Annotated in this window: 26 protein-coding genes and 1 riboswitch; of the genes, 9 read left to right on the top strand and 17 right to left on the bottom strand. The window is 70.9% G+C overall.

From position 1 onward, the window contains the following. The first annotated feature begins 43 nt into the window (after window positions 1–43). Window positions 44–1,288, top strand: coding sequence for an arginine deiminase (locus tag Pth03_RS11185; RefSeq protein ID WP_203944118.1), 1,245 nt, complete (start codon window positions 44–46; stop codon window positions 1,286–1,288). Between the two features lie 69 nt (window positions 1,289–1,357). Here the strand turns inward: Pth03_RS11185 and Pth03_RS11180 are convergent, their stop codons facing one another. Then, window positions 1,358–1,792, bottom strand: a complete 435-nt coding sequence (locus Pth03_RS11180) for an SAV_6107 family HEPN domain-containing protein (RefSeq protein ID WP_203944117.1) — start codon at window positions 1,790–1,792, stop codon at window positions 1,358–1,360. A gap of 431 nt (window positions 1,793–2,223) precedes the next feature. Continuing rightward, complete coding sequence (locus tag Pth03_RS11175; RefSeq protein ID WP_203944116.1) at window positions 2,224–3,075, bottom strand: L,D-transpeptidase family protein; 852 nt, start codon at window positions 3,073–3,075, stop codon at window positions 2,224–2,226. A gap of 128 nt (window positions 3,076–3,203) precedes the next feature. Between Pth03_RS11175 and Pth03_RS11170 the strand changes: the two genes are divergently transcribed. Together Pth03_RS11170 and Pth03_RS11165 are read left to right on the top strand one after the other, a co-directional pair. Then, on the top strand, window positions 3,204–3,680 hold the full coding sequence (locus Pth03_RS11170) for a YbaK/EbsC family protein (RefSeq protein ID WP_239118935.1): 477 nt from the start codon (window positions 3,204–3,206) through the stop codon (window positions 3,678–3,680). 127 nt (window positions 3,681–3,807) lie between these two features. Then, entirely contained in the window at window positions 3,808–4,359 is a 552-nt protein-coding gene (locus tag Pth03_RS11165; RefSeq protein ID WP_239118934.1) for a GNAT family N-acetyltransferase, read from the top strand. A 76-nt stretch (window positions 4,360–4,435) separates the two neighbouring features. Here Pth03_RS11165 and metF read toward each other — a convergent pair whose 3' ends face one another. Then, complete coding sequence (gene metF, locus Pth03_RS11160; RefSeq protein WP_203944114.1) at window positions 4,436–5,365, bottom strand: methylenetetrahydrofolate reductase [NAD(P)H]; 930 nt, start codon at window positions 5,363–5,365, stop codon at window positions 4,436–4,438. Between the two features lie 151 nt (window positions 5,366–5,516). Between metF and Pth03_RS11155 the strand changes: the two genes are divergently transcribed. Then, entirely contained in the window at window positions 5,517–6,581 is a 1,065-nt protein-coding gene (locus tag Pth03_RS11155) for a polyprenyl synthetase family protein (protein ID WP_203944113.1), read from the top strand. Window positions 6,582–6,588: 7 nt separating this feature from the next. Here Pth03_RS11155 and thiE read toward each other — a convergent pair whose 3' ends face one another. The 3 genes from thiE to Pth03_RS11140 all read right to left on the bottom strand — a co-directional run bounded on the left by thiE (window position 6,589) and on the right by Pth03_RS11140 (window position 8,897). Continuing rightward, window positions 6,589–7,242, bottom strand: coding sequence for a thiamine phosphate synthase (gene thiE, locus Pth03_RS11150; protein WP_203944112.1), 654 nt, complete (start codon window positions 7,240–7,242; stop codon window positions 6,589–6,591). A 61-nt stretch (window positions 7,243–7,303) separates the two neighbouring features. Beyond that, window positions 7,304–7,678: an Rv2175c family DNA-binding protein gene (locus Pth03_RS11145; protein ID WP_203944111.1), complete on the bottom strand. Its 375-nt coding sequence runs from the start codon at window positions 7,676–7,678 to the stop codon at window positions 7,304–7,306. Window positions 7,679–7,721: 43 nt separating this feature from the next. Beyond that, entirely contained in the window at window positions 7,722–8,897 is a 1,176-nt protein-coding gene (locus Pth03_RS11140; protein WP_203944110.1) for an NAD(P)/FAD-dependent oxidoreductase, read from the bottom strand. 127 nt (window positions 8,898–9,024) lie between these two features. Next, a riboswitch (TPP riboswitch) is annotated at window positions 9,025–9,136 on the top strand. Between Pth03_RS11140 and thiO the strand changes: the two genes are divergently transcribed. From thiO to pknB, 4 genes are all read left to right on the top strand, one after another. Beyond that, window positions 9,125–10,315, top strand: a complete 1,191-nt coding sequence (thiO, locus tag Pth03_RS11135; protein ID WP_239118933.1) for a glycine oxidase ThiO — start codon at window positions 9,125–9,127, stop codon at window positions 10,313–10,315. It overlaps the preceding riboswitch by 12 nt. Next, entirely contained in the window at window positions 10,312–10,512 is a 201-nt protein-coding gene (thiS, locus tag Pth03_RS11130; protein ID WP_203944109.1) for a sulfur carrier protein ThiS, read from the top strand. Before thiO ends, thiS begins: the two co-directional genes overlap by 4 nt. Next, window positions 10,509–11,300 carry a thiazole synthase gene (locus tag Pth03_RS11125; protein ID WP_275413076.1) on the top strand — a complete coding sequence of 264 codons (792 nt, stop codon included), beginning with the start codon at window positions 10,509–10,511 and terminating at the stop codon, window positions 11,298–11,300. The genes thiS and Pth03_RS11125 overlap by 4 nt, the downstream gene beginning before the upstream one ends. A gap of 129 nt (window positions 11,301–11,429) precedes the next feature. Next, the gene (gene pknB / locus Pth03_RS11120; RefSeq protein WP_203944108.1) at window positions 11,430–13,397 is read left to right on the top strand and encodes a Stk1 family PASTA domain-containing Ser/Thr kinase; all 1,968 of its coding nucleotides are present in this window, start codon (window positions 11,430–11,432) and stop codon (window positions 13,395–13,397) included. Between the two features lie 32 nt (window positions 13,398–13,429). Here the strand turns inward: pknB and alc are convergent, their stop codons facing one another. The 8 genes from alc to uraD all read right to left on the bottom strand — a co-directional run bounded on the left by alc (window position 13,430) and on the right by uraD (window position 20,313). Beyond that, a complete protein-coding gene (alc, locus tag Pth03_RS11115) occupies window positions 13,430–14,404 on the bottom strand; it encodes an allantoicase (RefSeq protein ID WP_203944107.1) in 975 nt (324 codons plus the stop codon). A 1-nt stretch (window position 14,405) separates the two neighbouring features. Next, entirely contained in the window at window positions 14,406–15,725 is a 1,320-nt protein-coding gene (gene allB / locus Pth03_RS11110; protein WP_203944302.1) for an allantoinase AllB, read from the bottom strand. 50 nt (window positions 15,726–15,775) lie between these two features. Next, a complete protein-coding gene (locus Pth03_RS11105; protein ID WP_239118932.1) occupies window positions 15,776–17,143 on the bottom strand; it encodes an 8-oxoguanine deaminase in 1,368 nt (455 codons plus the stop codon). 129 nt (window positions 17,144–17,272) lie between these two features. Beyond that, window positions 17,273–17,752, bottom strand: a complete 480-nt coding sequence (locus Pth03_RS11100) for a (2Fe-2S)-binding protein (protein WP_203944106.1) — start codon at window positions 17,750–17,752, stop codon at window positions 17,273–17,275. Further along, a complete protein-coding gene (locus Pth03_RS11095; RefSeq protein WP_203944105.1) occupies window positions 17,749–18,612 on the bottom strand; it encodes an FAD binding domain-containing protein in 864 nt (287 codons plus the stop codon). The genes Pth03_RS11100 and Pth03_RS11095 overlap by 4 nt, the downstream gene beginning before the upstream one ends. Window positions 18,613–18,617: 5 nt before the next feature. Then, window positions 18,618–19,490, bottom strand: coding sequence for a factor-independent urate hydroxylase (gene pucL, locus Pth03_RS11090; RefSeq protein WP_203944104.1), 873 nt, complete (start codon window positions 19,488–19,490; stop codon window positions 18,618–18,620). 2 nt (window positions 19,491–19,492) lie between these two features. Next, complete coding sequence (gene uraH / locus Pth03_RS11085; protein ID WP_203944103.1) at window positions 19,493–19,840, bottom strand: hydroxyisourate hydrolase; 348 nt, start codon at window positions 19,838–19,840, stop codon at window positions 19,493–19,495. After that, window positions 19,837–20,313, bottom strand: coding sequence for a 2-oxo-4-hydroxy-4-carboxy-5-ureidoimidazoline decarboxylase (gene uraD / locus Pth03_RS11080; RefSeq protein WP_203944102.1), 477 nt, complete (start codon window positions 20,311–20,313; stop codon window positions 19,837–19,839). The genes uraH and uraD overlap by 4 nt, the downstream gene beginning before the upstream one ends. Before the next feature lie 138 nt (window positions 20,314–20,451). Between uraD and Pth03_RS11075 the strand changes: the two genes are divergently transcribed. Next, a complete protein-coding gene (locus Pth03_RS11075) occupies window positions 20,452–21,291 on the top strand; it encodes a deoxyribonuclease IV (RefSeq protein WP_203944101.1) in 840 nt (279 codons plus the stop codon). Window positions 21,292–21,988: 697 nt separating this feature from the next. Here the strand turns inward: Pth03_RS11075 and Pth03_RS11070 are convergent. The 3 genes from Pth03_RS11070 to Pth03_RS11060 form a co-directional block, all read right to left on the bottom strand. Further along, window positions 21,989–22,744, bottom strand: a complete 756-nt coding sequence (locus Pth03_RS11070; protein ID WP_203944100.1) for a LytR/AlgR family response regulator transcription factor — start codon at window positions 22,742–22,744, stop codon at window positions 21,989–21,991. Window positions 22,745–22,809: 65 nt separating this feature from the next. Continuing rightward, window positions 22,810–23,928: a sensor histidine kinase gene (locus Pth03_RS11065; protein WP_239118931.1), complete on the bottom strand. Its 1,119-nt coding sequence runs from the start codon at window positions 23,926–23,928 to the stop codon at window positions 22,810–22,812. 27 nt (window positions 23,929–23,955) lie between these two features. Then, window positions 23,956–24,558 carry a sulfite oxidase-like oxidoreductase gene (locus Pth03_RS11060; RefSeq protein WP_203944299.1) on the bottom strand — a complete coding sequence of 201 codons (603 nt, stop codon included), beginning with the start codon at window positions 24,556–24,558 and terminating at the stop codon, window positions 23,956–23,958. Window positions 24,559–24,619: the final 61 nt, after the last annotated feature.

Below are 24,619 nucleotides of genomic sequence, written 5' to 3'. Positions count from 1 at the left end.
TCCAGTTGCGGAGATCAGGCCCTCATATGAGGATATGGGGGAAATGACCTTTTATGTCGGCTCGGAGGTCGGGAAGCTCCGCCAGGTCCTGGTGCACATCCCCGAACTCGCCCTGAAGCGGCTCACCCCCTCCAACAAGGACGATCTGCTCTTCGACGACGTGCTCTGGGTGGAGCGCGCGCTGGAGGAGCACGAGGAGTGGCGAGAGGCCCTCGCGGCCCACGGCGTCCAGGTCCATGTGCTCGGCGACCTCATCGAGGAGACCGTCGCCGCCCCCGAGGCCAGGAAGCACATCCTCGACGGGTCCGTCGACGAGCGCTGGTTCGGCCCGCTCGCCGCCGACGCGATCCGCAATGCGCTGGAGACGCTCGACGCGGCCGCCCTCGCGCGTTTCCTCACCGGCGGCATCACCAAGCGCGAGATCATGGAGCTCGGGTGCGACCCGAAGTCCATCGCGTTCCACACCCTGCGGGACGACGACTTCGTGCTGTCCCCGCTGCCCAACCACATGTTCACCCGGGACACCTCGTGCTGGGTCTACGACGGGGTGTCCGTCAACGCGATGCGCAAGAAGGCCCGCAGGCGGGAGACCCTGAACTACGAGGCCGTCTACCGCTGGCACCCGATGTTCGCCCCCGGCTACGGCTCCCCCGGGGCCGGCGGTTTCCACGTCTGGTACCACGGCACCCGTACGGCTCCCGCCACCGTCGAGGGCGGCGACGTGTTGGTGCTCGGCGGCGGCGCCGTACTTGTGGGAATGAGCGAGCGCACCCAGCCGCAGGCGGTCGAGATGCTCGCGACCAGCCTGTTCGCGGCGGGGTCGGCGAGCAGGATCGTGGCGCTCGACATGCCGAAGGCCAGGGCGTTCATGCACCTCGACACGGTGATGACCAACGTCGACGTGGGGGTCTTCATCCAATACGCCGGGCTCGGCATGCTCCCCTCGTACACGATCGAGCCGGGCGACAACGAGAAAGAGCTCAAGGTCACCGATCACGCGCCCGAGGACATGCACACGGCCATCGCGCAGGCGATGGGCCTGGACTCCATCAAGGTGCTGACGCCCACCCAGGATGTGCGGTCCGCCGAACGGGAGCAGTGGGACGACGGCTGCAACGTGCTGGCGCTGGAGCCCGGCGTCGTCATGGCCTACGAGCGCAACACCACGACGAACGAGCATCTGCGGCGGCACGGAATCGAGGTCGTCACGATCAGGGGCAGCGAGCTCGGCCGCGGCCGGGGCGGGCCCCGGTGCATGAGCTGCCCCCTGGAGCGCGACGCCGCCTGATCCGCGGTCCGATCACCGCCAGGCCCCGCGGGCCTGGTCTCCGCGCATCGGAACCGTCGGCCGACTGTCCTATCCGGCCATCGGAAGGGCCGGCTGGCCGGGCACGCCGAGAATCGACTCGATCTCCCCGACGAACCTGTCCGCCTCGGCGATGAGCTCCTCGGCGTCCCTGGGCGTGACGACCCGGACCAGGCCGGCCTCGGCCGCCGCCCGCTTGGTGGCGCTGGCCGCGAAGAAGGCGGCCCAGTCGGCGAGCCGCGGCTCCGCCTCCGGCAGCAACTCCCATGCGCTGCGCAGCCGGCGCCTGCGCCCGTCCATCGGCCGGGGCCGCGCCGCGAGGATGGCCGCCGCGGCACGCAGCGCCGCCAGGTGCGCCGACACGTACCTGTCCGCGGGGGTCGGCCCCGCGGACGCGTCGGCCAGGAACACCCTGGCGTCACCGAGGTGCGCCAGAACGGTCTGCGAGACCCTCGGCCCGCTCCGCTCTTCGATCGGTCCTGTCATGCCCGCCTCCCTGAGTCGTGGCAGCCGGCGGATGATCGCCGGTGAGATCACAGTCGCAGACCGCACCGACAATTCCTCCGAGGTCAGAATCTCCGACGACGACATGGAATTCCCGAACATCATTTCGTACCCCCGGAGGGGTGGCCGGACGAGGAGCTTCCCCTCTCCCCGTCCGGCCCACGCCGCGGGCCCTGCCGCGCTCGTCTCCGCCGACGACGAAAGCACGGGTCCGACGGGGTGGGCGCGAGCCGCGAGTCTCGCACCCACCTCATCGAACATAGATTCGACCCACTCACATGTCAAGGATGACAACGAACACATATTCGATGAGCGCCGAATCCGCGGAGCCGTGCCGTGAGACGGCGAAGGCCCCGCGCGAGCACCTCGCGCGGAGCCTCATGTGACGCGGAACCGCCGGCGGCGGGCCGCCGTCAGCGCACGAACTTGCCCCGGACGTGCACGGGAACGCCCGTTCCCACCAGCCCGGGCAGGATCTCCGCCACCGGCATGGGCAGGCGCACGCACCCGTGGGACGCCGGGTAGAGGGGAACCGAGGTGGCGCCGTGGAGCGCGATGCCGCCGTTGAAGAAGATCGGGTTGTACAACGACCCCAGGTAGGACCGGTGCCAGCCCTTCACCCGCCAGGTGGTCTTGTAGTTCCCCGTCGGCGTCTTCGCGTTTCCGGTGAACTTCTGCCTCTTGCCGTTCCACACGACCCACTCGACATACGGGATGCCGCTGCCCGAGGAGATGTGGCTGATGAGCTTCCGCTTGCCGCCCTTGTAGAGCACCATGATCTGCTTGGTGAGGTTCACCTCGACCCTGGTGGGCTTGCCCTTCGGCACCAGGACAGAGGGCGCCTTGGGCTTCTCCAGCCCTCTCCACGTCGTGCCGGAGACCGTGCTGGTGGGCTTGATGCCCTGAACCTTCTGAAAGGCGTACACGGCGCTGCGCGTGCCCGAGCCGTACACGCCGTCGATCTTGCCCGGCACATAACCGAGCTGCTTCAGCCGGGTTTGCAGCGTTCGGACCACCGACCCCTTGGCGCCGTATTTGAGCGTCGTGGACGGTGCCTTCCACGCTCCCGCAGAAACCTGGGCGGCCGCCGTACTCGTCTGGGCTGCGGCCGGCCCCGTGCTCACGTTGCCTGTGCTCAACTGCGCGGTGCGCACCTGTGTCGTGCCCGTCTGCGCCTGCGCGCCGACGGGCACGCCGCACACCGTCGCTGTCACGGCCGCCACCGTGACCAGAGCGGCGGCGGCCAGATGCCGTCGTGCTCCCATCGCGACCAACCTCTCGTGTAGGCCGATTTCGGATCAAGAGATCCCACCGTATGGTGGGCTTTCGTCCTTGCGCGATCAAGTCGTGATAACGGATCGCTCATGCTCACTCACCCGTTTAGAGTGGCCGCGTGCCAGAAAAGTTGCATCCCAATGCGGTCCGGGTGGCCGAGGCACTCCGGTCCCGCGGAGTCGACGCCGAGATCGTCGTGCTGGCGGATTCCGCGCCGACGGCCGCGACGGCCGCGGCCCAGCTCGGTTGCGAGGTGGGGGCGATCGCCAACAGCCTCATCTTCGACGCCGACGGCGCTCCCCTGCTCGTGCTGACGAGCGGCGCGCACCGCGTGAACACCGACCTGGTCGCCGGTGTCGTCGGCGCCCAGAAGGTACGGCGGGCCACCCCCGAGTTCGTCAGGGAGCACACCGGCCAGCCGATCGGCGGCGTCGCCCCGGTCGGTCATCCCGCGCCGGTCCGGACGCTGGTCGACACCTGGCTCGGCAAGCACGAGCGCGTCTGGGCGGCGGCGGGCCATCCGCACACGGTCTTCGCGACGACGTACGGCGAACTCCTGGAGATCACCGGCGGCACGGCGGCCGACGTCGAGTGACGGGCGGCCGGCCCGTCGCGGGGAAAGCCCCGGCATCCCGGCCGGTGGGCCGCCGTTTTCGCGAACGGCCGGCCGTTCGGCCTTTTCCCTCATGGGCTCGGCGCGCCGCTTTGCTAGTCTCCGGAAAGTGATCCAACTGACACGGGTCGGGCCCGACCGGTTCATCGCGGCACTCGACACGGTGCTGGCGATCTACGCGGCGGCCATGCGCCCGCCACCGGATCAGCTTCCGGGCCGTATGGCGATCATGCGCAACCACGCGACGTATCCCGATTTCTCGTGCGTTCTCGCCGAGGCTCCGCACATCGTCGGATTCGCCTACGGCTTCCACGGAACCCCCGGCCAGTGGTGGCACGACGTGGTGCGCCGCGCCCTGGGCGAACGGGCGGGACAGCAGATCTCCGAGGCCTGGTTCGGCGACGCCCTGGAGATCGCCGAGGTGCACGTGCACCCCGACCACCAGGGCGGGGGCGTCGGCCGCAGGATGATCCACATGCTCTGCGAGGGCCGTCCCGAGCGCACCGCCGTGTTGTCCACGCATGACGCGCCCACCGCGGCCCGCCATCTCTACCGCGACATCGGGTTCGCCGACCTGATGACGCGGTTCGTCTTCCCCGGCGGCTACGAGGACTACGCGATCGCGGGCACGGCGCTGCCCCTGCACCCGCCGGTCGGATGACTCCGCCACACCGCTCCCGCGAAAGCAGTACGAAAGCCCGGCGTGCGCCGGGCACGGCGGGGAGCGGCGCGGGCGCTCAGCGGTGGGTGGTCGCGCCCGCGGGGGCGAGCGCCTGGAACACCTCGCGCGTGGCGCTCGACCGGTTGAAGGTGATGAAGTGGATGCCGGGGGCGCCCTCGTCGAGCAGGGTCCGGCACAGCTCCGCGGCGTGCTCGATGCCGAGGCTCCGCACCGCGGCGGGGTCGTCGGCGACCGCCTCGAACCGCTCGGCCACCTCGGGCGGGAACGGCGCGCCCGACAACTGCTCCGAGCGGGCGATCGTGCTCATCTGGGTGACGGGCATGATGCCGGGGATGATCGGCGTGTCGCAGCCCTGGGCGGCCACCCGGTCGCGCAGGCGCAGGTAGTCCTCGGCCCGGAAGAACATCTGTGTGATCGCGTAGTCGGCGCCCGCGCGGCACTTCTGCACGAAGTACTCGGTGTCGGACTCGATCGTGGTCGAGCGCGGATGCTTGTAGGGGAACGCCGCCACTCCCACACAGAAGTCGCCGGCCTGGCGGATCAGCCGGACCAGTTCCTCGGCGTACAGCACGCCCTCGGGGTGCTTCACCCACTCGTCGAGGGGGTTGCCGCCGCGCGGGTCGCCCCGTACGGCGAGGATGTTGCGCACGCCGGCGTCGGCGAACCTGCCGACCAGGTGGCGCAGCTCGCGGATCGAGTGGTCGACCGCCGTGAAGTGCGCGACCGGCGTGAGCGTGGTCTCGTGGGCCAGCCGTTCGACGATGTCGACCGTGCGGTCGCGGGTGGACCCGCCGGCTCCGTAGGTCACCGAGACGAAGGTGGGGCGCAGCGCCTCCAGCTCGCGGATCGCCCTCCAGAGCTGCCGCTCGCCCTCGTCGGTCTTCGGGGGCATGAACTCGAAGGAGAACGACCGCTCCCCCTCGGCCAGCAGTTCGCGAACCGTCGGAACACGTTCCGGAAGCCGTGAAGGGAGACCGAGAGCCATGGCCCCAACGTTACAGGTGCCGTCAACCCGGACCTGACGTCGCGGCCTCGGCCAGAGCAACGGGCGAGGCGGATGCGACCCGTGTCACAAAAGACCACGGCGGATGCGCCCACGGATAGGAGGTTGGATCAACCGCGGTTACTCTCAAAGCATGACCGGTTCCGCTGCGCTCGACCTCATTCGCCCCGAAGTGGACCGTTCTCTGCGCATGTTCGTCGACCGGCAGCGGCCGCTCTTCGCCAACCCAGAGTTGGCACCGCTGCTGACCACGGCAGAGGACTTCCTGACGGGCGGAAAGCGGCTCAGGCCCGCCTTCTGCTACTGGGGCTGGCGGGCGGCCGGCGGATCGGACGATCCGGCGCTGTTCTACGCCGCCGCCTCGCTGGAACTCCTCCAGGCCAGCGCGCTCATCCATGACGACGTGATGGACGCCAGCGACGTCCGCCGCGGCATGCCGTCCGTGCACCGCAGGTTCGAGCAGATGCACAAGGAGGCGGGCTGGCACGGCTCCGCCGCCCAGTTCGGGGAGGGCACGGCCGTCCTGCTGGGCAACCTGCTGCTGATCTGGGCGGGCGAGATGTGGCGGGGCAGCGGCCTGCCGCCGGAGGCGCTCGCCGCCGCGCGGCCGGTCCACGAGCACATGCTGACCGAGCTCATGTGCGGGCAGTATCTCGACCTGCGCGAACAGGCCGAGGCCCAGAGCACTCTGGACGGCGCGCTGCGCGTCGCCCTCTACAAGAGCGGCAAATACTCCGTGGAGCAGCCGCTGCGGCTGGGCCTGCTGCTGGCCGCCCGTGCGGAACGGGAGTGGATCGACACGCTCTGCCTGCAGTACGGCCAGCAGGTCGGCATCGCCTTCCAGCTCCGCGACGACATCCTCGGTGTCTTCGGCGACCCGGCGGAGACCGGCAAGCCCGCGGGCGACGACCTGCGGGAGGGCAAGCGCACCATCCTCATCGCGCGGGCGCTGGCGAAGGCCTCGCCCGCCCAGGAGCAGACGGTGCGCGGCCTCCTCGGCGACCCCGGCCTGGACGCGGACGGGGTCGAGCGGCTCCGCACGGTGATCGAGGAGACCGGCGCGCTGGCGGCGTGCGAGGAGATGATCAAGCGCTATCTGGACGACGCGCTGCTCGCGCTCGACCAGGCCCCGATCGAGGAGGCCGCCCGTACGGCACTGGCCTCCCTCGCCGTCGCGGCCACCAGCCGCCGCACCTGAGGGACGTTCAGAGAGGAACGGAGCTGAGCCGCGCCTTGATCTCGGCGGCGGCGGCCCGGGGATCGGCGGCCTCCGTGATCGCCCTGACGACGACCGCCCGGCGCACGCCGTACGACATGACCGCGTCGAGGGTGTCGAGGCCGATGCCGCCGATGCCGAACCACGGCAGCGGGGAGCCGAGCCGTGCCGCGTGTTCAAGCAGGGATGGCCCGGGAGCGGGCCGTCCCGGCTTGGTCGGCGTCGGCCAGATCGGCCCGCAGCAGAAGTAGTCGACACCCGGCTGGGCCGCCGCCGCGGTGGCCTCGTCCGCCGAGTGCGTGGACCTGCCGATGAGGATCTCCGGGCCGAGTATCTCCCGGGCGACGGAGACGGGCAGGTCGTCCTGTCCCAGGTGCAGGATGTCGGGCCGGGCCGCATAGGCGACGTCGGCCCGGTCGTTGACCGCCAGGAGCGCGCCGTGGCGGTCGCAGGCGGCGCGGAAGACCTCGAGCAGGGCGAGCTCGTCGCGCGCCTCCAGGCCCTTCTCCCTGAGCTGGACGATGTCGACGCCGCCACCGAGGGCCGCGTCGAGGAAGTCCTCGAGGTCGCCGCGGTCCCTCCGGGCGTCGGTACAGAGATAGAGCCTGGCATGCGCGAGTCGCTCTCGCCGGATGTCGGTCACCCGACCACAATGCCACCGTGTGATCGGCCCGCACGTGCGGGGTCCGGCGGGAAGCCCGGGATCAGAAACCCAGGGCCTGGGCCCTGCGCTTGACCTCGGTGTGCCGCCCGGCCGAGATCGCGTCGATCGGCGAGCCGGGAAGCGTGGGATCCGGCGTGAACAACCACCGGATCGACTCCACCTCGTCGTAGCCCGCGTCCGACAGCACAGTCAGCGTGCCGGGAAGGCCTTTGAGGACGTCCGCGTCGCCGACGAACGCGGCGGGGATCTGCGGCTCGCCGCCGCCCCTGCGCACGCCGACGAGCTTCTTGTCCTTGAGTAGTTGCTTGGCCCGTCCGATGGTCAGCCCGAGCCTCTTCGAGACCTCCGAGAGGGGGAGCCACTCCCCCACGAGCTGGTCGGTCTCCCGGTCGATCTTGGCAACAGTAAGCGTCACGAACCCACGTTTACCACAGCTGACCTGCTAAGAAACACCTCGATTACGCCATAATGCAGTCGCGGAGTGTCACGGACGCATCCGTGAGGCGGGCGGCGTCCAGCCGCTGGCCTCCTTCGACGATCCGCCTGCCCTGCACCAGGTCCCGCGGCCGGTCGACGGTGAGGATGGCCGCCAGCCTGTCCTCCCCGGTCAGCCAGCACACCGCCCACTTCTCGTCCGTGAGCGGGTCGCCCCGGAGCACGCGGCGCTCGGCCGCCCCCTGATATCCGGCGAACTGAACCATGTGGCCGAACTGCTCCGACCAGAAGTACGGCACGGGGTCGTAGACGGCGACCTCGCCGAGCAGCGTGGCCGCGGCCGTGTCGGGCGCGCCGAGCGCGGTGTCCCAGTGCTCAACGCGCATGCGGCGGCCGAACCTGCGCGACCACCAGTTGGCGCAGTCGCCGGCCGCCACGACGTTGTCCATCGAGGTCTTCAGGTGCTCGTCGACGAGCACGCCGTCGTCGAGGGCGACGGCCGAGCCCTTCAGCCAGTCGACGGCGGGGCGCACGCCGACGCACGTGAGCACGACGTCCGCCTCGATCCTGGCGCCCGACATGAGGGTCACCCCGTCCGGGTCGACGCTGCCCACCACGGCCCCCAGGCGCAGCTCGACGCCCGCCTTGCCGTACCAGGGGGCGGTGTAGCCGCCGACGTCGCCGAGCGCGGTGACGAGGGGCGCCTCGCCCGCCTCGACGACGGTGACCGCGCACCCCGCCTTCGCCGCCGCCGTGGCGACCTCCGCGCCGATCCAGCCGGCGCCGATCACGGCGATCCTCCTGCGGCGGACCAGGTGGGTGCGCAGGGCGAGCGCGTCGTCGATGGTGCGCAGCACGTGCTGGCGGCCCTCTCCGCGCAGCCGGACGGGCGCGGCGCCCGTGGCGATGACCAGGCCGTCGTAGTGCACTTCGCCCTCGGTCGTCTCCACCACGCCGTCCCGCAGGCCCTTGGCGGCGACGCCGAGGCACAACCGGACGTCCAGGGCCTCGAGGTCGGAGTCGACGACCGTGGAGTCGGCCTGGCCGAGCAGCACCGCCTTGGAAAGGGGTGGCCGGTCGTAGGGGCGATGGGGTTCCTCGCCGATGAGCGTGATCCGCCCCGCGAACCCGTGGGCACGCAGCGCCTCGACACTTCGCACGCCGGCCAGGCCGGCCCCCACTACCACGACGTGATCCACCACCTGACCATAGATTGCCGACGTACCCACCCGCCAATGGAGATTGGATAACAAATTGGCTAAGTACTATGCACAATGAGTAATGACCGGGTTGTGCGTGAATCTTCTGATCAGGGCTAGGCTAGAGAGGTAGACGCGCGGGAGCCCGGCAGGCCGGGCTGAGAGGAGAGCATCCGGCTCTCGACCGCAATCGACCTGATCCGGGTAATGCCGGCGAAGGGAGCGCTGTGCCCGACCTGCGGCGAGCCGCCACCGACTCCGGGGATCCGGCCCATTTCTCCAGCTATGACGTCGCCGTGGTCGGCGGCGGGGTGGCGGGCCTGTCGGTCGCCTGGCGCACCGCGCGGCGGGGCATGTCGGTCGTGGTCGTCGACCCCTCCCCGGGAAGCGGCGCGACGCACGCCTCCGCCGGAATGCTCGCGCCCGTCAGCGAGGTGACCTACACCGAGGAGCCGCTGCTGCGGCTCGGGCTGGCGTCTCTCGCGATGTGGCCGCGGTTCCGCGACGATCTGGAAGGCGAGAGCGGCATCGCCCTCGACTACCGCTCCGACGGCACCCTCGACGTCGGATACGGCGCCGACGACATGGCCCACCTGGAGGATCTGGCGTCGTTCGAGGAGTCCATCGGCCTGCGGGTGGAGCGGCTGACCGGCAGGCAGTGCCGTTCGCTGGAGCCGATGTTGTCCCCCGCGGTGCGCGGCGGGCTGCTCGCCCGCGACGACGCCTGGGTCAACCCCCGCCTGCTGGTGCGCGCGCTGCTCGCCGCCCTCGCCAAGGCTGGCGGTGCGCTCGTCGACGAACGGGCCGAGGGCCTGGCCGCAGACGGCGACCGCGTCACCGGCGTACGGCTGGCCTCCGGCGAGGTCGTGGAGGCCGGGGCCGTGGTGGTCGCCGCCGGGTCCTGGTCGCCCGCCCTCGTGCCCGGCCTGCCGGTGCGGCCGGTCAAGGGCCAGATCCTGCGGCTGCGCGGCCCCGAGGGGTTCCTCACCCGATGCGTGCGGGGGCTGGTGCACGGCGCCGCGGCCTACCTCGTCCCCCGCGGCGACGGCGAGATCACTCTCGGCGCGACCATGGAGGAGATGGGGTTCGACGGCAGGGTCACCGCGGGCGCCGTCTACGAGCTGCTCCGCGACGCCCGTGAGCTGGTCCCCGGGGTGACCGAGCTGGAGCTGGCCGAGACGACCGTCGGGTTCCGGCCGGGCACGCCGGACAACCTCCCCCTTGTCGGCCCGCTCGGACCGCCGGGGCTGCTCGCGGCCACGGGCCACTACCGTGGCGGTGTCCTGCTCGCCCCGATCACCGCCGAGACGGTCGCCGGCCTCCTCACCGGGGACGCCGGGCTTTTCGAAGATCCGGTGCCGCAGGTCATGCGGGCGTGCGATCCAGGCAGATTCACCCCAGGGAGACTCAGCCCATGAAAATAACGATCAACGGCGGTGCCGTCGAGTTGCCCGCCGGGACGTCGGTGGGCGAGGCCGTACGGACCTTGACGTCGCTGACCTCAGGCGTCGCGGTCGCCGTGAACGGCGAGGTCGTGAGCAGGAGCGCGTGGGAGTCGACTCCGCTGGCCGACAGCGACCTGGTCGAGGTGCTCACGGCGGTGCAGGGAGGATGACGGAGAAGATGACGATGGTCGACATGCCGGACGACGTGCTGTCTCTGGGCGGGGAGAAGTTCACCTCCCGGCTCATCATGGGGACGGGCGGCGCCCCCTCCCTCGACGTGCTCGACCAGGCCCTGGAGGAGTCGGGCACGGAGATCACCACGGTGGCGATGCGCCGGCTCGACCCGGTGGCACGCGGCTCGGTGCTCGACGTGCTGCGCCGGCGCGGCATCAAGGTGCTGCCCAACACCGCGGGGTGCTTCACCGCCGGGGAGGCCGTGCTGACGGCGCGGCTCGCCAGGGAGGCGCTGGAGACCAACTGGGTCAAGCTGGAGGTCATCGCCGACGAGCGCACGCTGCTGCCCGACCCCATCGAGACCTTCGACGCGGCCGAACGGCTGGTCGCCGACGGGTTCGTCGTGCTGCCCTACATCGGCGACGATCCCGCGCTCGCACGCAGGCTCGAGCAGGCGGGCTGCGCGGCGGTGATGCCGCTGGGCGCCCCCATCGGCTCTGGCCTCGGCATCCGAAACCCGCACAACATCGAGCTGATCGTCGAGGCCGCGGAGGTCCCGGTGATCCTGGACGCGGGCATCGGCACCGCGAGCGACGCCGCCCTGGCGATGGAGCTGGGCTGCGACGCCGTCCTGCTCGCCAGCGCCGTGACCCGGGCGCAGCGGCCCGACCTCATGGCCGCCGCCATGCGTGCCGCGGTCACCGCCGGCCGTACGGCCAGGCTCGCCGGCCGCATCCCGATGAAGCGATACGCGGAGGCGTCGTCACCCGCGCGACAGGGGTGAAATAAACGCCGGATATTCCGGTTATCGCGCCAAACGCGCCTCAAGTTGGCCGCGAATTGACACGTGAAAAGGTCTCAGTTTGGGATTCGCGCGCCCTGCGCGTGGCAAATCACCCGTAAACTCGGGCGGGTGGACACGACGCTGACCGACCCGATCGTCGGGCACCTGCTCGACGGACGCTATCGCGTCGAGTCCCGGATCGCCCGGGGTGGAATGGCCTCCGTCTACCTGGCACTGGACATCCGGCTCGACCGTACCGTCGCTGTCAAGGTGATGCATCACACGCTCGCAGAGGACCCGCAGTTCGTGCGGCGGTTCATCGGCGAGGCCAGGTCCGTGGCGAGCCTCTCCCACCCCAACATCGTTCAGGTCTTCGACCAGGGCACCGACGGCAAGCTCGTCTACCTGTCGATGGAGTACGTGCCCGGCAGGACGCTGCGCGACGTGCTGCGCGAGCGCGGCCGCCTGCCCGCCCGCGAGGCGCTGGAGATCGTCATCCCGGTGCTGGCGGCCCTCGGCGCCGCCCACCAGGCCGGTCTCATCCACCGCGACGTGAAGCCGGAGAACGTCCTGCTCACCGACAACGGGCGGGTCAAGGTCGTCGACTTCGGCCTCGCCCGCGCCGTGGAGGCGACCAACCAGACCAAGACCGGCATGATGATCGGCACGATCGGCTACATGTCGCCCGAGCAGGTCACCGCCGGCGTGGCCGACGCCCGCAGCGACGTCTACTCGGCCGGCATCATGCTGTTCGAGCTGCTCACCGGGCGGCAGCCGTACGAGGGCGAGACGCCCATGTCGGTCGCCTACCGGCACGTGCACGACAGCGTCCCGGTGCCGTCGGCGCTGGTCGAGGGCATTCCCGCGCCCCTGGACGCCCTCGTCGCCGCCGCCACCGACCGCGACCCCGCCAAACGCCCCTCCGACGCCACGGCGATGCTGGTCGCCGCCGTCCAGGTGCACCGGCAGCTCCCCAAGACCCCGCAGCAGCTTCCCAAGGCGGGCGCACACGCCGCTCCCCCTGCCACTCCGGCTCAGCCCGCCCCGGCCGAGCCGTACAGCACGGGGCAGATGCTGGCCGTCGGGCTGAACACGCCGAGGCAGAACCCGCCGGCGAACGTGACCCGCACGATGGTCCACCCGCGGCCCGACATGTTGACCGCGGCGCCCGAGACACCCCGCTCCCGCAAGCCCGGGATCTTCCGAGCCGGCTGGTTCGTCGCCGGGCTCGCCCTGCTGATGGTCGCGGGAATCGCACTCACCGGCTGGTGGTTCTCCCAGAGCCGCAACGTCAAGGTGCCCGAACTGACCGACAGGAACGTCACGCTGGCCAAGCAGCAGGGCGAGTCCCAGGGCTTCGTCATCAAGATCGGCAAAGCTCGCTTCGACGATCACCTCGACAAGAACATGGTTCTGGAGACCCAGCCCGCCGCGGGCTCAGAGGTGGCCAGGGGCTCGGTGATCACGCTCATCCCGTCCGCGGGTCCCGAGACCGTGCCGGTGCCCAAGGTCGAAGGCATGGACGAGGCCACCGCCCGTGATGCGATCGCGAAGGCCGGGCTGGACGTCGGACGGGTCAGCAAGGTCGCCAGCGACACCGTGCCCCGCGGTCTCGTGGTGCGCACCAACCCGGTCGTGGGCAAGCAGGTCAGGAAGAACTCCGACGTCAACCTGGTGATCAGCGCCGGACTGCTCATGCCCGACGTGACGCAGATGACGCGCGACCAGGCCCAGCAGATCCTGACCCAGAAGGGCTTCAACGTCCAGATCGACGAGACGGCCGACGACACCGAACCCGGCACCGTGATCGCCCAGGACCCGCCCGGCGGTTCGGAGACGGTCGCGGGCGCACCCGTGCGGCTGACCGTCTCGAAGGGCCCCGACCAGGGATGGCACTGGCCCTGGGAGAACCAGCCGGGCCAGAACATGGCCAACGTGCCCGACGTGCGGTTTAAGAACGTCCAGGACGCGGAGAACGAGCTGAAGGCGGCGGGCTTCAAGGTCAAGACCCGCGACGTCCTCGGCACCCAGCGCGTGGTCGACGAAAGGCCCATGGGCCAGCAGCCGATCGGCAGCCAGATCACGATCTGGCACTAGCCGGCCGGGAGCCGCCTCTCCGGTTCCGGCGGTCAGCCGGTCAACGTGCCGAGCAGCCGGAGCCTGGCCATGCCGCCGTCCGGGAAGATGTCGAGCCGCGCGTGGGTCATCCGGCGTTCGCCGTCGAGGCGGAAGCGATGCCGGGTGTCCGGTTGCAGCCGCGTCCGGTCGAGCAGAGGAAACCAGGCCTGGTCGTCGTCGAGCGCCGCCTCGGTCGCGTCGATTCCCCGGATCGAGGCCGAGCTGGGGGCGTTGAAGATGAGGTTGCCCGTGTCGAGCTCGGCCACCGCCACGGTGCCCCGGCCGGCGAGGGCGACGACCAGCCAGTCGTTGCCGCCGTCCCTGCGCCGGGCGGTCTCCCAGCCCTCGGACTGGTTGCGGGCCAGGCCGGGGGCGATGACGTTGTTGGGCGAGGAGTAGAACTCGTCGGAGCAGGCGACCACGACGGCGCCGTTCTCCAGCGCGGCCAGGTCGACGGTGAGCCCGTGGAGGAACGCCGGGTCGGGCACGACCTGCCCGTGCACGCGCAGCCGGGCCACTCCCCCGTCGGGGAAGATGTTGAGCCGCACGTGCGTGAACCGGCGGGGATCGCTCACCTCGAACAGGTGGACGGCGTCGCCCTTCAGCGACGACCTCGACACGATCTCCACCCATTCGGCCGACGCGGCGATCTCGTCCGGCGACGGCCATCCGTCCATCGCGCACGCCTCGACGGAGGCGTAGGGCGGATAGTTCCCCTTGAACCAGGCCGTGTCGACGACGACGCCTTTGATCACGCCGGGCAGGCCCAGCCGTACGACCGCCCAGTCGTGGCCGGGCTCGCGCCGCCTGCGTGTCTCCCACCCGTCGTAGACCTGGCCCTTCGCTCCGAAGGTGTGGGTCTGGAAGGCCGGAGGGCCCGGCCTGATCAGCGCCTCACGCTCGGCGAAGGACTCGTCGTTGGCGGCGACGACCGCCCCGCCGTACGTGCGGAGCGCGAGATCGGGCAGGCTCATGAAATCGGTCATCTCACTCCCCGGCAGGCTTCGGTGTCAGGAATCGCCCGTTCGGCGTGACGTAGTCGACGGGTACGCCGCGCAGCCAGGTCGTCCGCACCGCACCGGTCAGCGTCTTGCCGTCGTACGGCGAGACCGGGTTGCGGTGGTGCAGGGAGGCCACGTCGACGGTGAACTCGGCGGCCGGGTCGAAGGCGACCAGATCGGCGTCGGCGCCCACCCGCAGACCCCCCTTGTACGGCAGGCCGGCCAGCGCGGCGGGGCCCTGCGCCATCCATCTGACCACGTCGGACAGGCCGTACCCGCGGGCGAGCGCGGCGGTCCACACGACGGGCAGGCCGAGCTGGAGCGAGGATATGCCGCCCCACGCCGCGGCGAAGTCGGGCACCTTGAGGTCGGGCGTCGACGGGGAGTGGTCCGAGACGATCCCCATGAGCACGCCGTCGGCGAGGGCCTGCCACAGGGCGTCCCGGTTGGGGGCCTCCCTGACGGGCGGGCAGCACTTGTAGGCGGGCCCGGTGACCTCCTCCGCCGCGAGGGTGAGGTAGTGGGGGCAGGTCTCGGCGCTGATCCGCACGCCGTCCCGCTGGGCCTGCCGCAGGGGTTCGATGCAGGCGGCGGCCGAGACGTGCACGATGTGGGCCCGCGCCCCGGTGCCGGCGGCCAGCTCGATCACCTGCTCGACGGCTCTGCGTTCGGCGTCCTGCGTACGGGACCCCAGGAATTCCTGATATGTCGGGCCGGTGGGGTCGGTGAGGGAGTCCGGGTCCTCCGCGTGCACGATCAGCAGCCCGCCGAACGACGCCAGCTCCGTCAGCGCCTCGCGCAGACCGGCGCGGTCGAGCGCGGGGAACTCGTCGACCCCGGACGGGGACAGGAAGCACTTGACCCCGAAGACGCCGGCCTCGTGCAGCGGCCTCAGGTCTGCCACGTTGCCGGGGATCGCACCGCCCCAGAAACCGGTGTCGACGTGCACGCGTCCCCTGGCGGCCTTCCTCTTGATTTCGAGGGCTGCCACGTTGACCGTCGGCGGCAGCGAGTTGAGCGGCATGTCGACGATCGTCGTCACGCCGCCGGCGGCGGCCGCCCTGGTGGCGGAGTCGAACCCCTCCCAGTGCGTGCGCCCGGGTTCGTTGACGTGGACGTGCGTGTCCACCAGGCCGGGGAGCAGGGCGATGTCGCCGAGGTCGGCGGTCTCCCTCGCGGGCGGCGGATCGTCGTAGGGCCGCAGCGCCGCGATCGCGCCGCCTCGTACGGCCACCGCCAGCGCCCGCTCCCCTTCCGGAGTGACGGCCCGGCGTGACCTCACGACGAGGTCGGCGGGCTCGCGCATGACGCCTCCACTGTTCATGGTCACACTGTTCACGGTCACACTGTTCACGATCACAACCAGGACGCGGCCGACATGAGGCGGTGGTGCGCCCGGGCCCCGGCCTCCGCGGCCTCGGCGTCGGAGACGGTGCGCAGCTCGCCGTCCTCCACGACCGTCCGGCCGCCCACGAGGAGCCTGGCCAGGGGCGGGGTCTGACCGTAGGCGAAGGCGACCACCGGGTCGTCGATCGCCGCGTGGTAGCCGCCGAGCCGCCACAGGGCGATGTCGGCGAGCTTGCCCGGCTCCAGCGAGCCGATCTCGTTGTCCCGCCCGAGACACCGGGCCCCGCCGAGGGTCGCCAGCTCCAGCGCCTGCCGGGCGGTCAGCGCGCGCGGGCCGTACCTGGCGCGCTGCATGAGCATGGCCATGCGCACCTCGCCCGCCAGGGGGGTCATCTCGCTGGACGCGGAGCCGTCGACCCCGAGGCCGACGGGCGCCCCGGCGCGCAGCAGGTCGGAGATCCGGGCGATGCCGGCGCCGAGCCGGCCGTTGGACGACGGGCAGTGGGCGGTGCCCGTGCCCGTCAGGGCGAAGCGGCGGATGTCGTCGTCGGTCAGGTGGACGCAGTGGGCCAGCCAGACGTCCGGGCCGAGCCAGTTGAGCTGTTCGAGGTATTCGACGGGCAGCATGCCGAACTGCTCCCGGCAATGCTCGTCCTCGTCGGCGGTCTCCGCGATGTGGGTGTGCAGGCGCACGCCGTACGAGCGGGCCAGCTCCGCCGACCTGAGCATCAGGTCGCCCGTGACCGAGAACGGCGAGCATGGCGCGACCGCGATGCGCAGCATCGAGCCGAACGACGGGTCATGATATTTCCGGATCGCGTCCTCGGTGGCCTGGAGGACCTCGTCGGCCTGTTCCACAACGTCGTCCGGCGGCAGCCCGCCCTGCGACTGGCCGCGGTCCATCGAGCCGCGGCAGGGGTGGAAGCGCAGGCCCACCTGGGCGGCCGCCTCGATCTCGGCGTCGAACAGGTCGCCGCGGCCCTTGGGGAAGACGTAGTGGTGATCGGTCGAGGTGGTGCAGCCCGTCCTCGCCAGCCAGGCGAGCCCGGCGGTCGCCGCCCCCGACACGACCTCCGCGTCGAGCCGCGACCACAACCGGTAGCTGGCGACCAGCCACTCGAACAGGGTGCCGTCGGGGGTCACTCCCTGCGAGGCCCACTGGTAGAGGTGGTGATGGGTGTTGACGAAACCGGGAGTGGCCAGGCAGCCGGAGCCGTCGATCCGTTCGGCGCCGTCGAGCACGGGGGCGGAGCCGGGGCCGACCGCCGTGATCCTGTCCCCCTCGATCACGACGTGCCCGGAGGGGATCTCCTCGCCTGTGATCGGGACGATGTAGGCGTTCTCGATGACGAGCCGCCGCACTGCATGATCACGCACAGGCAACTCGCAGGTCAGAGGGGTCGGCGTCGAACTTCTGCATGATCACGATCGGAGAATGCGCAGGTGGGAGGGGCGTTCTCCGAACTTCTGCATGATCACGCGGAGAGGGGCTCGCCTTGGGCGGCCTCATGACGCGGGGCCGTTCTTGCGGGCGGCTGCGAGGCGGACGGCGTCGAGGATCTTCTCGTAGCCGGTGCACCGGCACAGGTTGCCCGCCAGGGCCTCGCGGATCTCGGCGTCGTCCGGCACGCCGGGCGAGCTCTCGATCAGGGAATGCGCCTGGACGATCAGGCCGGGAGTGCAGAACCCGCACTGTACGGCTCCCGCCTCCACGAACGCGCGCTGCACCTCGTCCAGCTCACCCGCAGGAGCCAGCCCCTCCACGGTCACCACGTCGCGGCCCTCGACCTGTCCGGCCGCGACCAAGCAGGCGCAGACCGGCGTGCCGTCCAGATAGACCGTGCACGAGCCGCACTCGCCCTGCTCGCAGGCATTCTTGGCGCCGGGCAGGCCGAGCCGCTCCCGCAGCACGTAAAGGAGGCTCTCGCCCTCCCAGACGTCGTCGGCGGCCATCGGCTCGCCGTTGACGCTGACGTTCACCCTCATGCCTGCCTCCTCCCCGTGTATTCGTTCCATGCCCATCCCAGAGTGCGCCGCGCCATCACGGCCAGCGAGTGCACCCGGTAGTCCGCCCGCCCCCGCACGTCGTCGATGGGCGAGGCCGCGGCGGCGACCATCTCTCCGAACCGCAGGGCCGTCTCGGGGTCGAGTGGCCGGTGCCCCTCCCAGTCGAGCTCGGACGCGAGGAAGTCCTCGGCGACCGGCGCCCGTCTCGGGGTGGGCGCGGCCGACCCGATCCCGGTGCCGACCCGCCGCTCCTCCGGGTGCAGGGCGATCGCGAAGGAGCACACCGCGATCACCATGGCGTTCCTGGTACCGATCTTGGAGAAATACTGCGGGCCGGTCGCGACGGGCACGCGCACCGCGCGGATCAGCTCGTCGGGCTCCAGCGTGTGCCGCTTCACCCCGGCGTAGAACTCGGTGATCGGGATCATCCGGGTGCCGCGCACCGACTCGGCCTCCACGATCGCGCCGGTGGCGAGCAGCGGCGGGTGGCTGTCGCCCGCCGGGGAGGCGGCTCCGAGGTTGCCCGCGACGGTGCCCCGGTTGCGGATCTGCGGCGAGCCGACGGTCCTCGACGCCTGCGCCAGCCCGGGCAGCAGGGAGCCCAGCTCGTCGATCAGGCGCGCGTAGGTCACGCCGGCGCCGATCCGCAGCACCGGGCCCTCCTGCGACCAGGCGGTGAGTTCTGTCACCGGGTTGAGGTCGAGCAGGGCGGCCGGGCGGCCCTTGTCCAGGTTGATCTCCACCATGACGTCGGTGCCGCCCTGGATCGGCGTCGCGTCCGGTCGCCCGGCCTTGAGGGCGAGCGCTTCGTCCCAGGTCAGGGGGCGCAGGAAGTCCATCGTGCTCAGCTCCAGGCCGGTCCGGCGTCGGGGGCGTCCTCGCGCAGCACCGTGCCCTCGATCAGCCCGTACGGCCGGTCGGCGGCGAAGTAGACCTCGCCGTCGTTGTCGAGCCCGAATGGCGACAGGTCGACGAGGAAGTGGTGCCTGTTCGGCAGCGACAGCCGCACCTCGCAGACCCCCGGGCAGTCGGCCAGCACGCGCGAACCCATCGCGTAGAGGGTCTGCTGCAGGGACAGGCTGTAGGTGCCCGCGAAGGCGGCGAGCAGGGCCTGCCTGGCGGCGTCGTAGGACTTGTCCCAGTCGGCGGCCTCACCGGGGTCGGGGACCGCGTGGCGCCACGTCGCGTCCACCGCCGTGGCGAGGATCCGGTCACGGGTCTCCGGCAAGGTCGTGTACTCGTCCTTGATGTAGCCCCAGAACTCCGAGTTGGTGGTGTTGAGCACCACGAGGCCGGTGAGGCCCGAGACCACCCAGGCCCTCGTGCCGTCGTAGTGGGCCACGCAGATGCGCGTCTCCCGGCCCGACCGCACGAAGGAGTGGCCCGCCTCGGCGTTGCGCTCCCACGCGTACTCCTCGATCGCGACGCGGGCGTGGTGGATGGTCGGCTGGGAGTCGACGAAGTGCCGGGCCAGGAGCAGGGCGAAGTCCTCGATCGCGCCGATGCCGTGCTTGCGGGCGAAGGCGTAGACCGTGTTCTTCTGCGTGTCGGTCGCCAGCACGGCCGCGTTGTCCCCGCTGAGGTGCACCTCCTCCATGTCGCCGGACAGGGAGGTGCTGACGTTGAGGTCCTTGATGTGGTGGGCGTCGCCGTGCCGGGTGACCCGCACCACCCTCGTCTCGGCCTTGCCGTACCTGTTGGGACCCAGGATGACCACAGTCAACTCCCCCGATAGGTCGAATACGCGAACGGGCTGAGCAGGAGCGGCACATGGTGGTGCTCGCCGGCGTCGCGGATGGTGAAGACGATGCTGACCTCGGGGAAGAAGGCGTCCTTCCCGAGGTAGGCGCCCGTGTCGAAGATCAGCCGGTAGGTGCCGGGCCGGGGATCACCGTCCGCGCTCCATTCACGACCCAGCGGCGACCACTCGCGGATGCGGCCGTCGCCGTCGGTGCGGCCCTCGGCGACCGGCACGAATCCGTGCGGGGCGCGGCGCGAGAGCCGTACGAACAGGCCCTGCGCGGGCCGACCGGTCACGGTGTCGAGCACGTGGGTGGACAGGCTCATCGCTCGCCCTCCCAGAGCCTTGCCAGCCTGAGCCGCACGATCGCCGACAACTCCCCGCGAACGGTCTCCCGTTCGGTCTCCGCGTCGCTCCCGAGCCTGCCGCGCAGCCGCGCCAGCATCTCCTCGGCACTGCGGCCGGTCGCACAGACCAGGTAGACGTGCCCGAACCGCTCCTCGTAGGCGGCGTTGCCCTCCCTGATCGCGTCGAGGACGGCCTGGCCGGCCGTCGCCGTGCCCGCCTGCTCCTTCCGCGACCAGGCGGCCTCCTTGCGCTCACCGGCCGGCCGCTCGCCGATGCGAGGGTGGGCGGCCAGCGCCTCCTCCACGTCGGCCCAGCTCAGGGTGGCCATGGCCGCCTCGCTCGCCTCGGTGAGCGCGGCGAGGTCGCCGTACGGCTGCCGCTCCGAGACCGCCGCCACCCAGGCGGTGGACGCGCAACAGGCGCGGAGATCCTCCTGGCTGAGTTGTCGCATGCCGCCCAGTAGACAGCCCTGCCGGACGCAAATCCAGGAGCGGGAACTCCCAACCGCCGCCCACCCGCCCGGCGGCTGTTTGTACGTTGGCACAAAGGGACAGGTCACAAAGAGGCCGACACTACGCTGGACGGCATCATGACTTCATCGAACCTCATCGGCGGCCATGTGTTCGTCGCCGGTGGCCTGGCGACCGGAGGTCTGCGGTACGCCGCCGAGATCGGTGCCGAGATGATCCAGGTCTTCGTCACCAACCCGCGCGGCTGGGCGCTCCCCGAGGGAAACCCGGCCGAGGACGCCAAGCTGCGCGACTCCGGCGTGCAGACGTTCGTCCACGCCAACTACCTGGTGAACTTCGGCTCGCCGACCCTCGCGACGCTGGAGGGCTCGGTCACGGTGGTCCGCCACACGCTCAGGCGTGCGGCGCAGATCGGGGCGGCCGGCGTGGTCGTGCACACCGGATCGGCCGTCAGCCAGTCGCGTGAGGACGCCATGCGGCAGGTCCGCGAGCACCTGCTGCCGCTGCTGGACGAGATCGGCGACGACGGCCCGGACCTGCTGCTCGAACCGATGGCCGGCCAGGGGAAGATGCTGTGCGCCACCGTGCAGGACCTCGGGCCCTACCTGGAGGCGCTCGACGGCCATCCCAAGGTGGGCGTCTGCCTGGACACCTGCCACGCGTTCGCCGCCGGGCACGACCTGGCCGCCCCCGACGGGGTACGGCACACGCTCGACGCGCTCAACGAGGTCGCCCCGGGACGGCTGAGGCTCGTGCACGCCAACGACTCCAAGGACGTGTGCGGCTCCAAGAAGGACAGGCACGAGAACATCGGCGCCGGGCACATCGGAGCCGATGCGTTCGGCGAGCTCATGCGCCATCCCGTCGCCGCCGGCATCTCGCTCTGCATCGAGACGCCCGGCAAGGGAGAAAAGCACCGCGAGGACATCGAGCTGCTGAAGAAGCTCAGGGGTCTGTGACACGGCCGATGCGGGTTCCGCTCCCCGGCCGGTGACGTCCGTCTGGCTGCCCGTGCCGAAATGTGGCTGTCCGCGCCGGGGTCTGCTGCCGTACGTGTGGTTGCCGCGCCCGGGTCGTGCGCCGGGGTCCGCCCATCTGCTGACTTCGGTCGATCTCGTCCGGCGGCCGTGCCCCGGTTCGTCCAGCCGGGACGGCGCCCCCGGGCGCCGTCCCGCCAACCCCTCCACAGGCCGCCCCCCAAGGCGTCCCTCTCGATCCGGGCCCCCGCCCGGACTCGGCCGACCGCTCCGGGCCCCCCGCCCGGGTTCGACCGGCCTTCTCACTCCGGGCCCCCCGCCCGGACTCGGCCGACGGCCGAGGCGTGTCACGGAAGCCGCTGCGGTCCGGGCCCCCGTGTGGCCGGACCGCTCCGCGACGCTCCGTCACGCGGAGCCGGCCCTCCCCCCCGGCAGGGCCCGCCCTGTAACCCCAAGGTGACACCCTGCTCACTTTGGCTGCTACTCCGCGTGTCTTGCGACGCGGGAAAGACTACGAGCCGTAATCACACGGGCGGATGGGGCTTCGGACGAGCGGTGCTTAGTTCGCGCCATGCGGCGAGCCGAATCGCGATGAGCGGGAGTCCTCAGGCGACGAACGGTCGATAGGGGTGCGAGCGGGCCTTCCGGCGACCGGCCGTGCCGCCCGCTGATCGCGGGCTCAGCGGTCGTCGGCGGCCGCCAGCGGACCCGTCCGGAACTGGCGTACGAGCTGCTCGCGCACCTGCCGCGTGTGCCGCCTGCTGACCGGAAGCACCTTCGCGCCCACCTGGAGGACGACCCGGCCCGCGTCGAACCGCAGCTCGCTGACGTGCCGTACGTTCACCAGCGTGCTGCGGTGGGCCCGGATGAAGCCGGAGCCGCCCCATCGGCGCTCCAGGGCCGCGAGGGACATCCGGACCAGGTACGCGGAGTCGGCGGTGTGCAGCCGTACGTAGTCGCCGTGCGCCTCGGCGTAGCACACCTCCTGGCGGCCCAGGAACTTCGTCCGCCCGGCCAGGTCGACCGGGATGATGTCGGTGGCCTCCTCACCCGGAGAGGGCGCCACGGCGGCCCACAGGCGCCGTACGGCCTCGGCGAGGCGTTCCGGGCGCACCGGCTTCAGCAGGTAGTCGACCGCCTCCAGCTCGAAGGCCTGGACCGCGCAGTCGTGGGCGCTGACGAACACCAGCCGGGGCGGCGAGGGGAAGCCGCCGATCAGCCGGGCGAGGTCGATGCCGTCCAGTCCCGGCATGCGCACGTCGAGGAACACGCCGTCGAGCCGGTCTCCCGAGGCGATCATCTGGACCATGTCCTGGAGCGCGGCGCCTCCGTCTGACGCCGTGGTGACATGCTCGACCCGGGCGTCCTGCCGTAAGAGGTAGGCGAGCTCGGACAGTGCGGGGACCTCGTCGTCGACAGCGAGAACGCGCAGCATGGCCACACCGTGCCCGCTGGCCCGCCCGCGCGCAAGCCACCTTTCGACAATCAGTGATGTTGCGACTACAGAAGGTCGTGGGCGATGCGGCTTTTGGGCACTCTCAGGCGGATTCTGGTGCCCTCACCGGGGGCGGTGTCCACGACGAGCCCATAGTCGTGGCCGTAGATGTGGCGCATGCGCAGGTCGACGTTGCTCAGCCCGATGCCCGCCTTGTGATCCTGGTCGAGGATGGCCTTGACGTGCTCGGGGTCCATCCCGATGCCGTCGTCCTCCACCGAGATGTGCGCCTCCGGCCCGGCATCCTTGATCACTACCCGCACCTCCCCCGGCATGCCGTGCTTGATGGCGTTCTCGACCAGCGGCTGCAGGCACAGGAACGGCACCGGCACCCGGAGCACCTCGGGAGCGACCTGGACGGTGAAGCGCAGCCGGTCGCCGAACCTGGCCCGCTCGAGCAGGAGATAACGGTCGACGCAGCTCAGCTCGTCGGCCAGCGTCGTGAAGTCACGCACCCTGCGCAGGGCGTATCGGGTGAAGTCGGCGAAGTCCAGGAGCAGTTCGCGGGCGCGCTCCGGATCGGTCCGCACGAACGAGGCGATCGTGGTGAGCGAGTTGTAGACGAAATGGGGCGAGATCTGGGCGCGCAACGCGCGCATCTCCGCTTCGAGCGTGCGCCTGCGCGAGGTGTCCAGCTCCGCCAGTTCCAGCTGGCCGGAGACCCAGCGGCCCACCTCCGTCGCCGTGCGCACGAGCGAGGCGCCGACCTCGGGGTCGTAGGCGGCGAGCGTGCCGATCATCCGCCCCTCGACCGTGAGCGGCACGAAGACCGCGCCGGGCTCCCCCGCGATCACATGCGGACGGCCGCCCGCCATGACGACCGCCACCTCGGCGAGCACCCGGTCGTCACCGGGGATGCCGTCGCCCTCACGCGCGAGCACCCGGTCGGCCGACGTGATGGCCAGCGCCGACGTCCCCAGCAGGGTCCGCAGGTGCCGTACGGCCTTGCGGGCGGAACCGCTGGTCAGGCCGGCGCGAAGTGACGGCGCGGCCAGCCCGGCGACGTGAAGCGCCAGGTAGGTCGGCTCCCCGGCGAGTTCACCACGGCACGCCCTGCCGCGGGCGAAGGTGAATCCGAGCACGCCGGTCGCCGCGCAGAGCCCCATCCAGGCGAGAACTGACACGCCGGAAACCGTAACGGCTCACGCGCCTCAGGGCGGGCCGTCTCCCGGCTCCTCCTGATATGAGTAGCGTTGTTCTTCCCAGGGGTCCGCGATGTTGTGATAGCCGCGTTCTTCCCAGAAACCCCGCCGGTCTTCGGTCATGTACTCGATTCCCCGCACCCATTTCACGCTTTTCCACGCGTACAGGTGGGGGACGACGATCCGGACCGGGTAGCCCCGTTCCGGCGACAGCGGCTTCTCGTCGAGTTCGGTGGCGAACAGCGTCGTCTCCCTGGCGAAATCGCTCATGCGGAGGTTGGCGCTGAACCCGTATTCGGCCCAGATCATCACATGGCGTACGCCGGGGGCCGGAGGAACCTGTTCGAGGAGGGCCGAGGCCGGGACGCCCGCCCACTCGTTGCCCATGATCGAGAACTTGGTGACGCAGTGGAAGTCGGCGATCAGCGTCGTCGTGGGCAGCCCGGAGAACTGCTCCCAGGCGAACTCGTGGACCTGGCCGGAAGCAGTCGCTCCGAAAACCTGAAAACGCCAGGTCTGCGGCCGGAAGGAGGGCACCCGGCCGTAGTGGATGACGGGTCGTCCTCGCGAGATGTGCTGCCCCGGGGGCAGGCGACTCTCCTCCTCAGACATCTCCGGCACGGACCAATACTGCCATCCAGAGGTAGATCAACTGGCACCGCCCCCCGGGTGC

The organism is Planotetraspora thailandica (genome assembly GCF_016863335.1).
GTDB lineage: Bacteria > Actinomycetota > Actinomycetes > Streptosporangiales > Streptosporangiaceae > Planotetraspora > Planotetraspora thailandica.
This window is presented reverse-complemented; position numbering and strand designations above follow the sequence as displayed.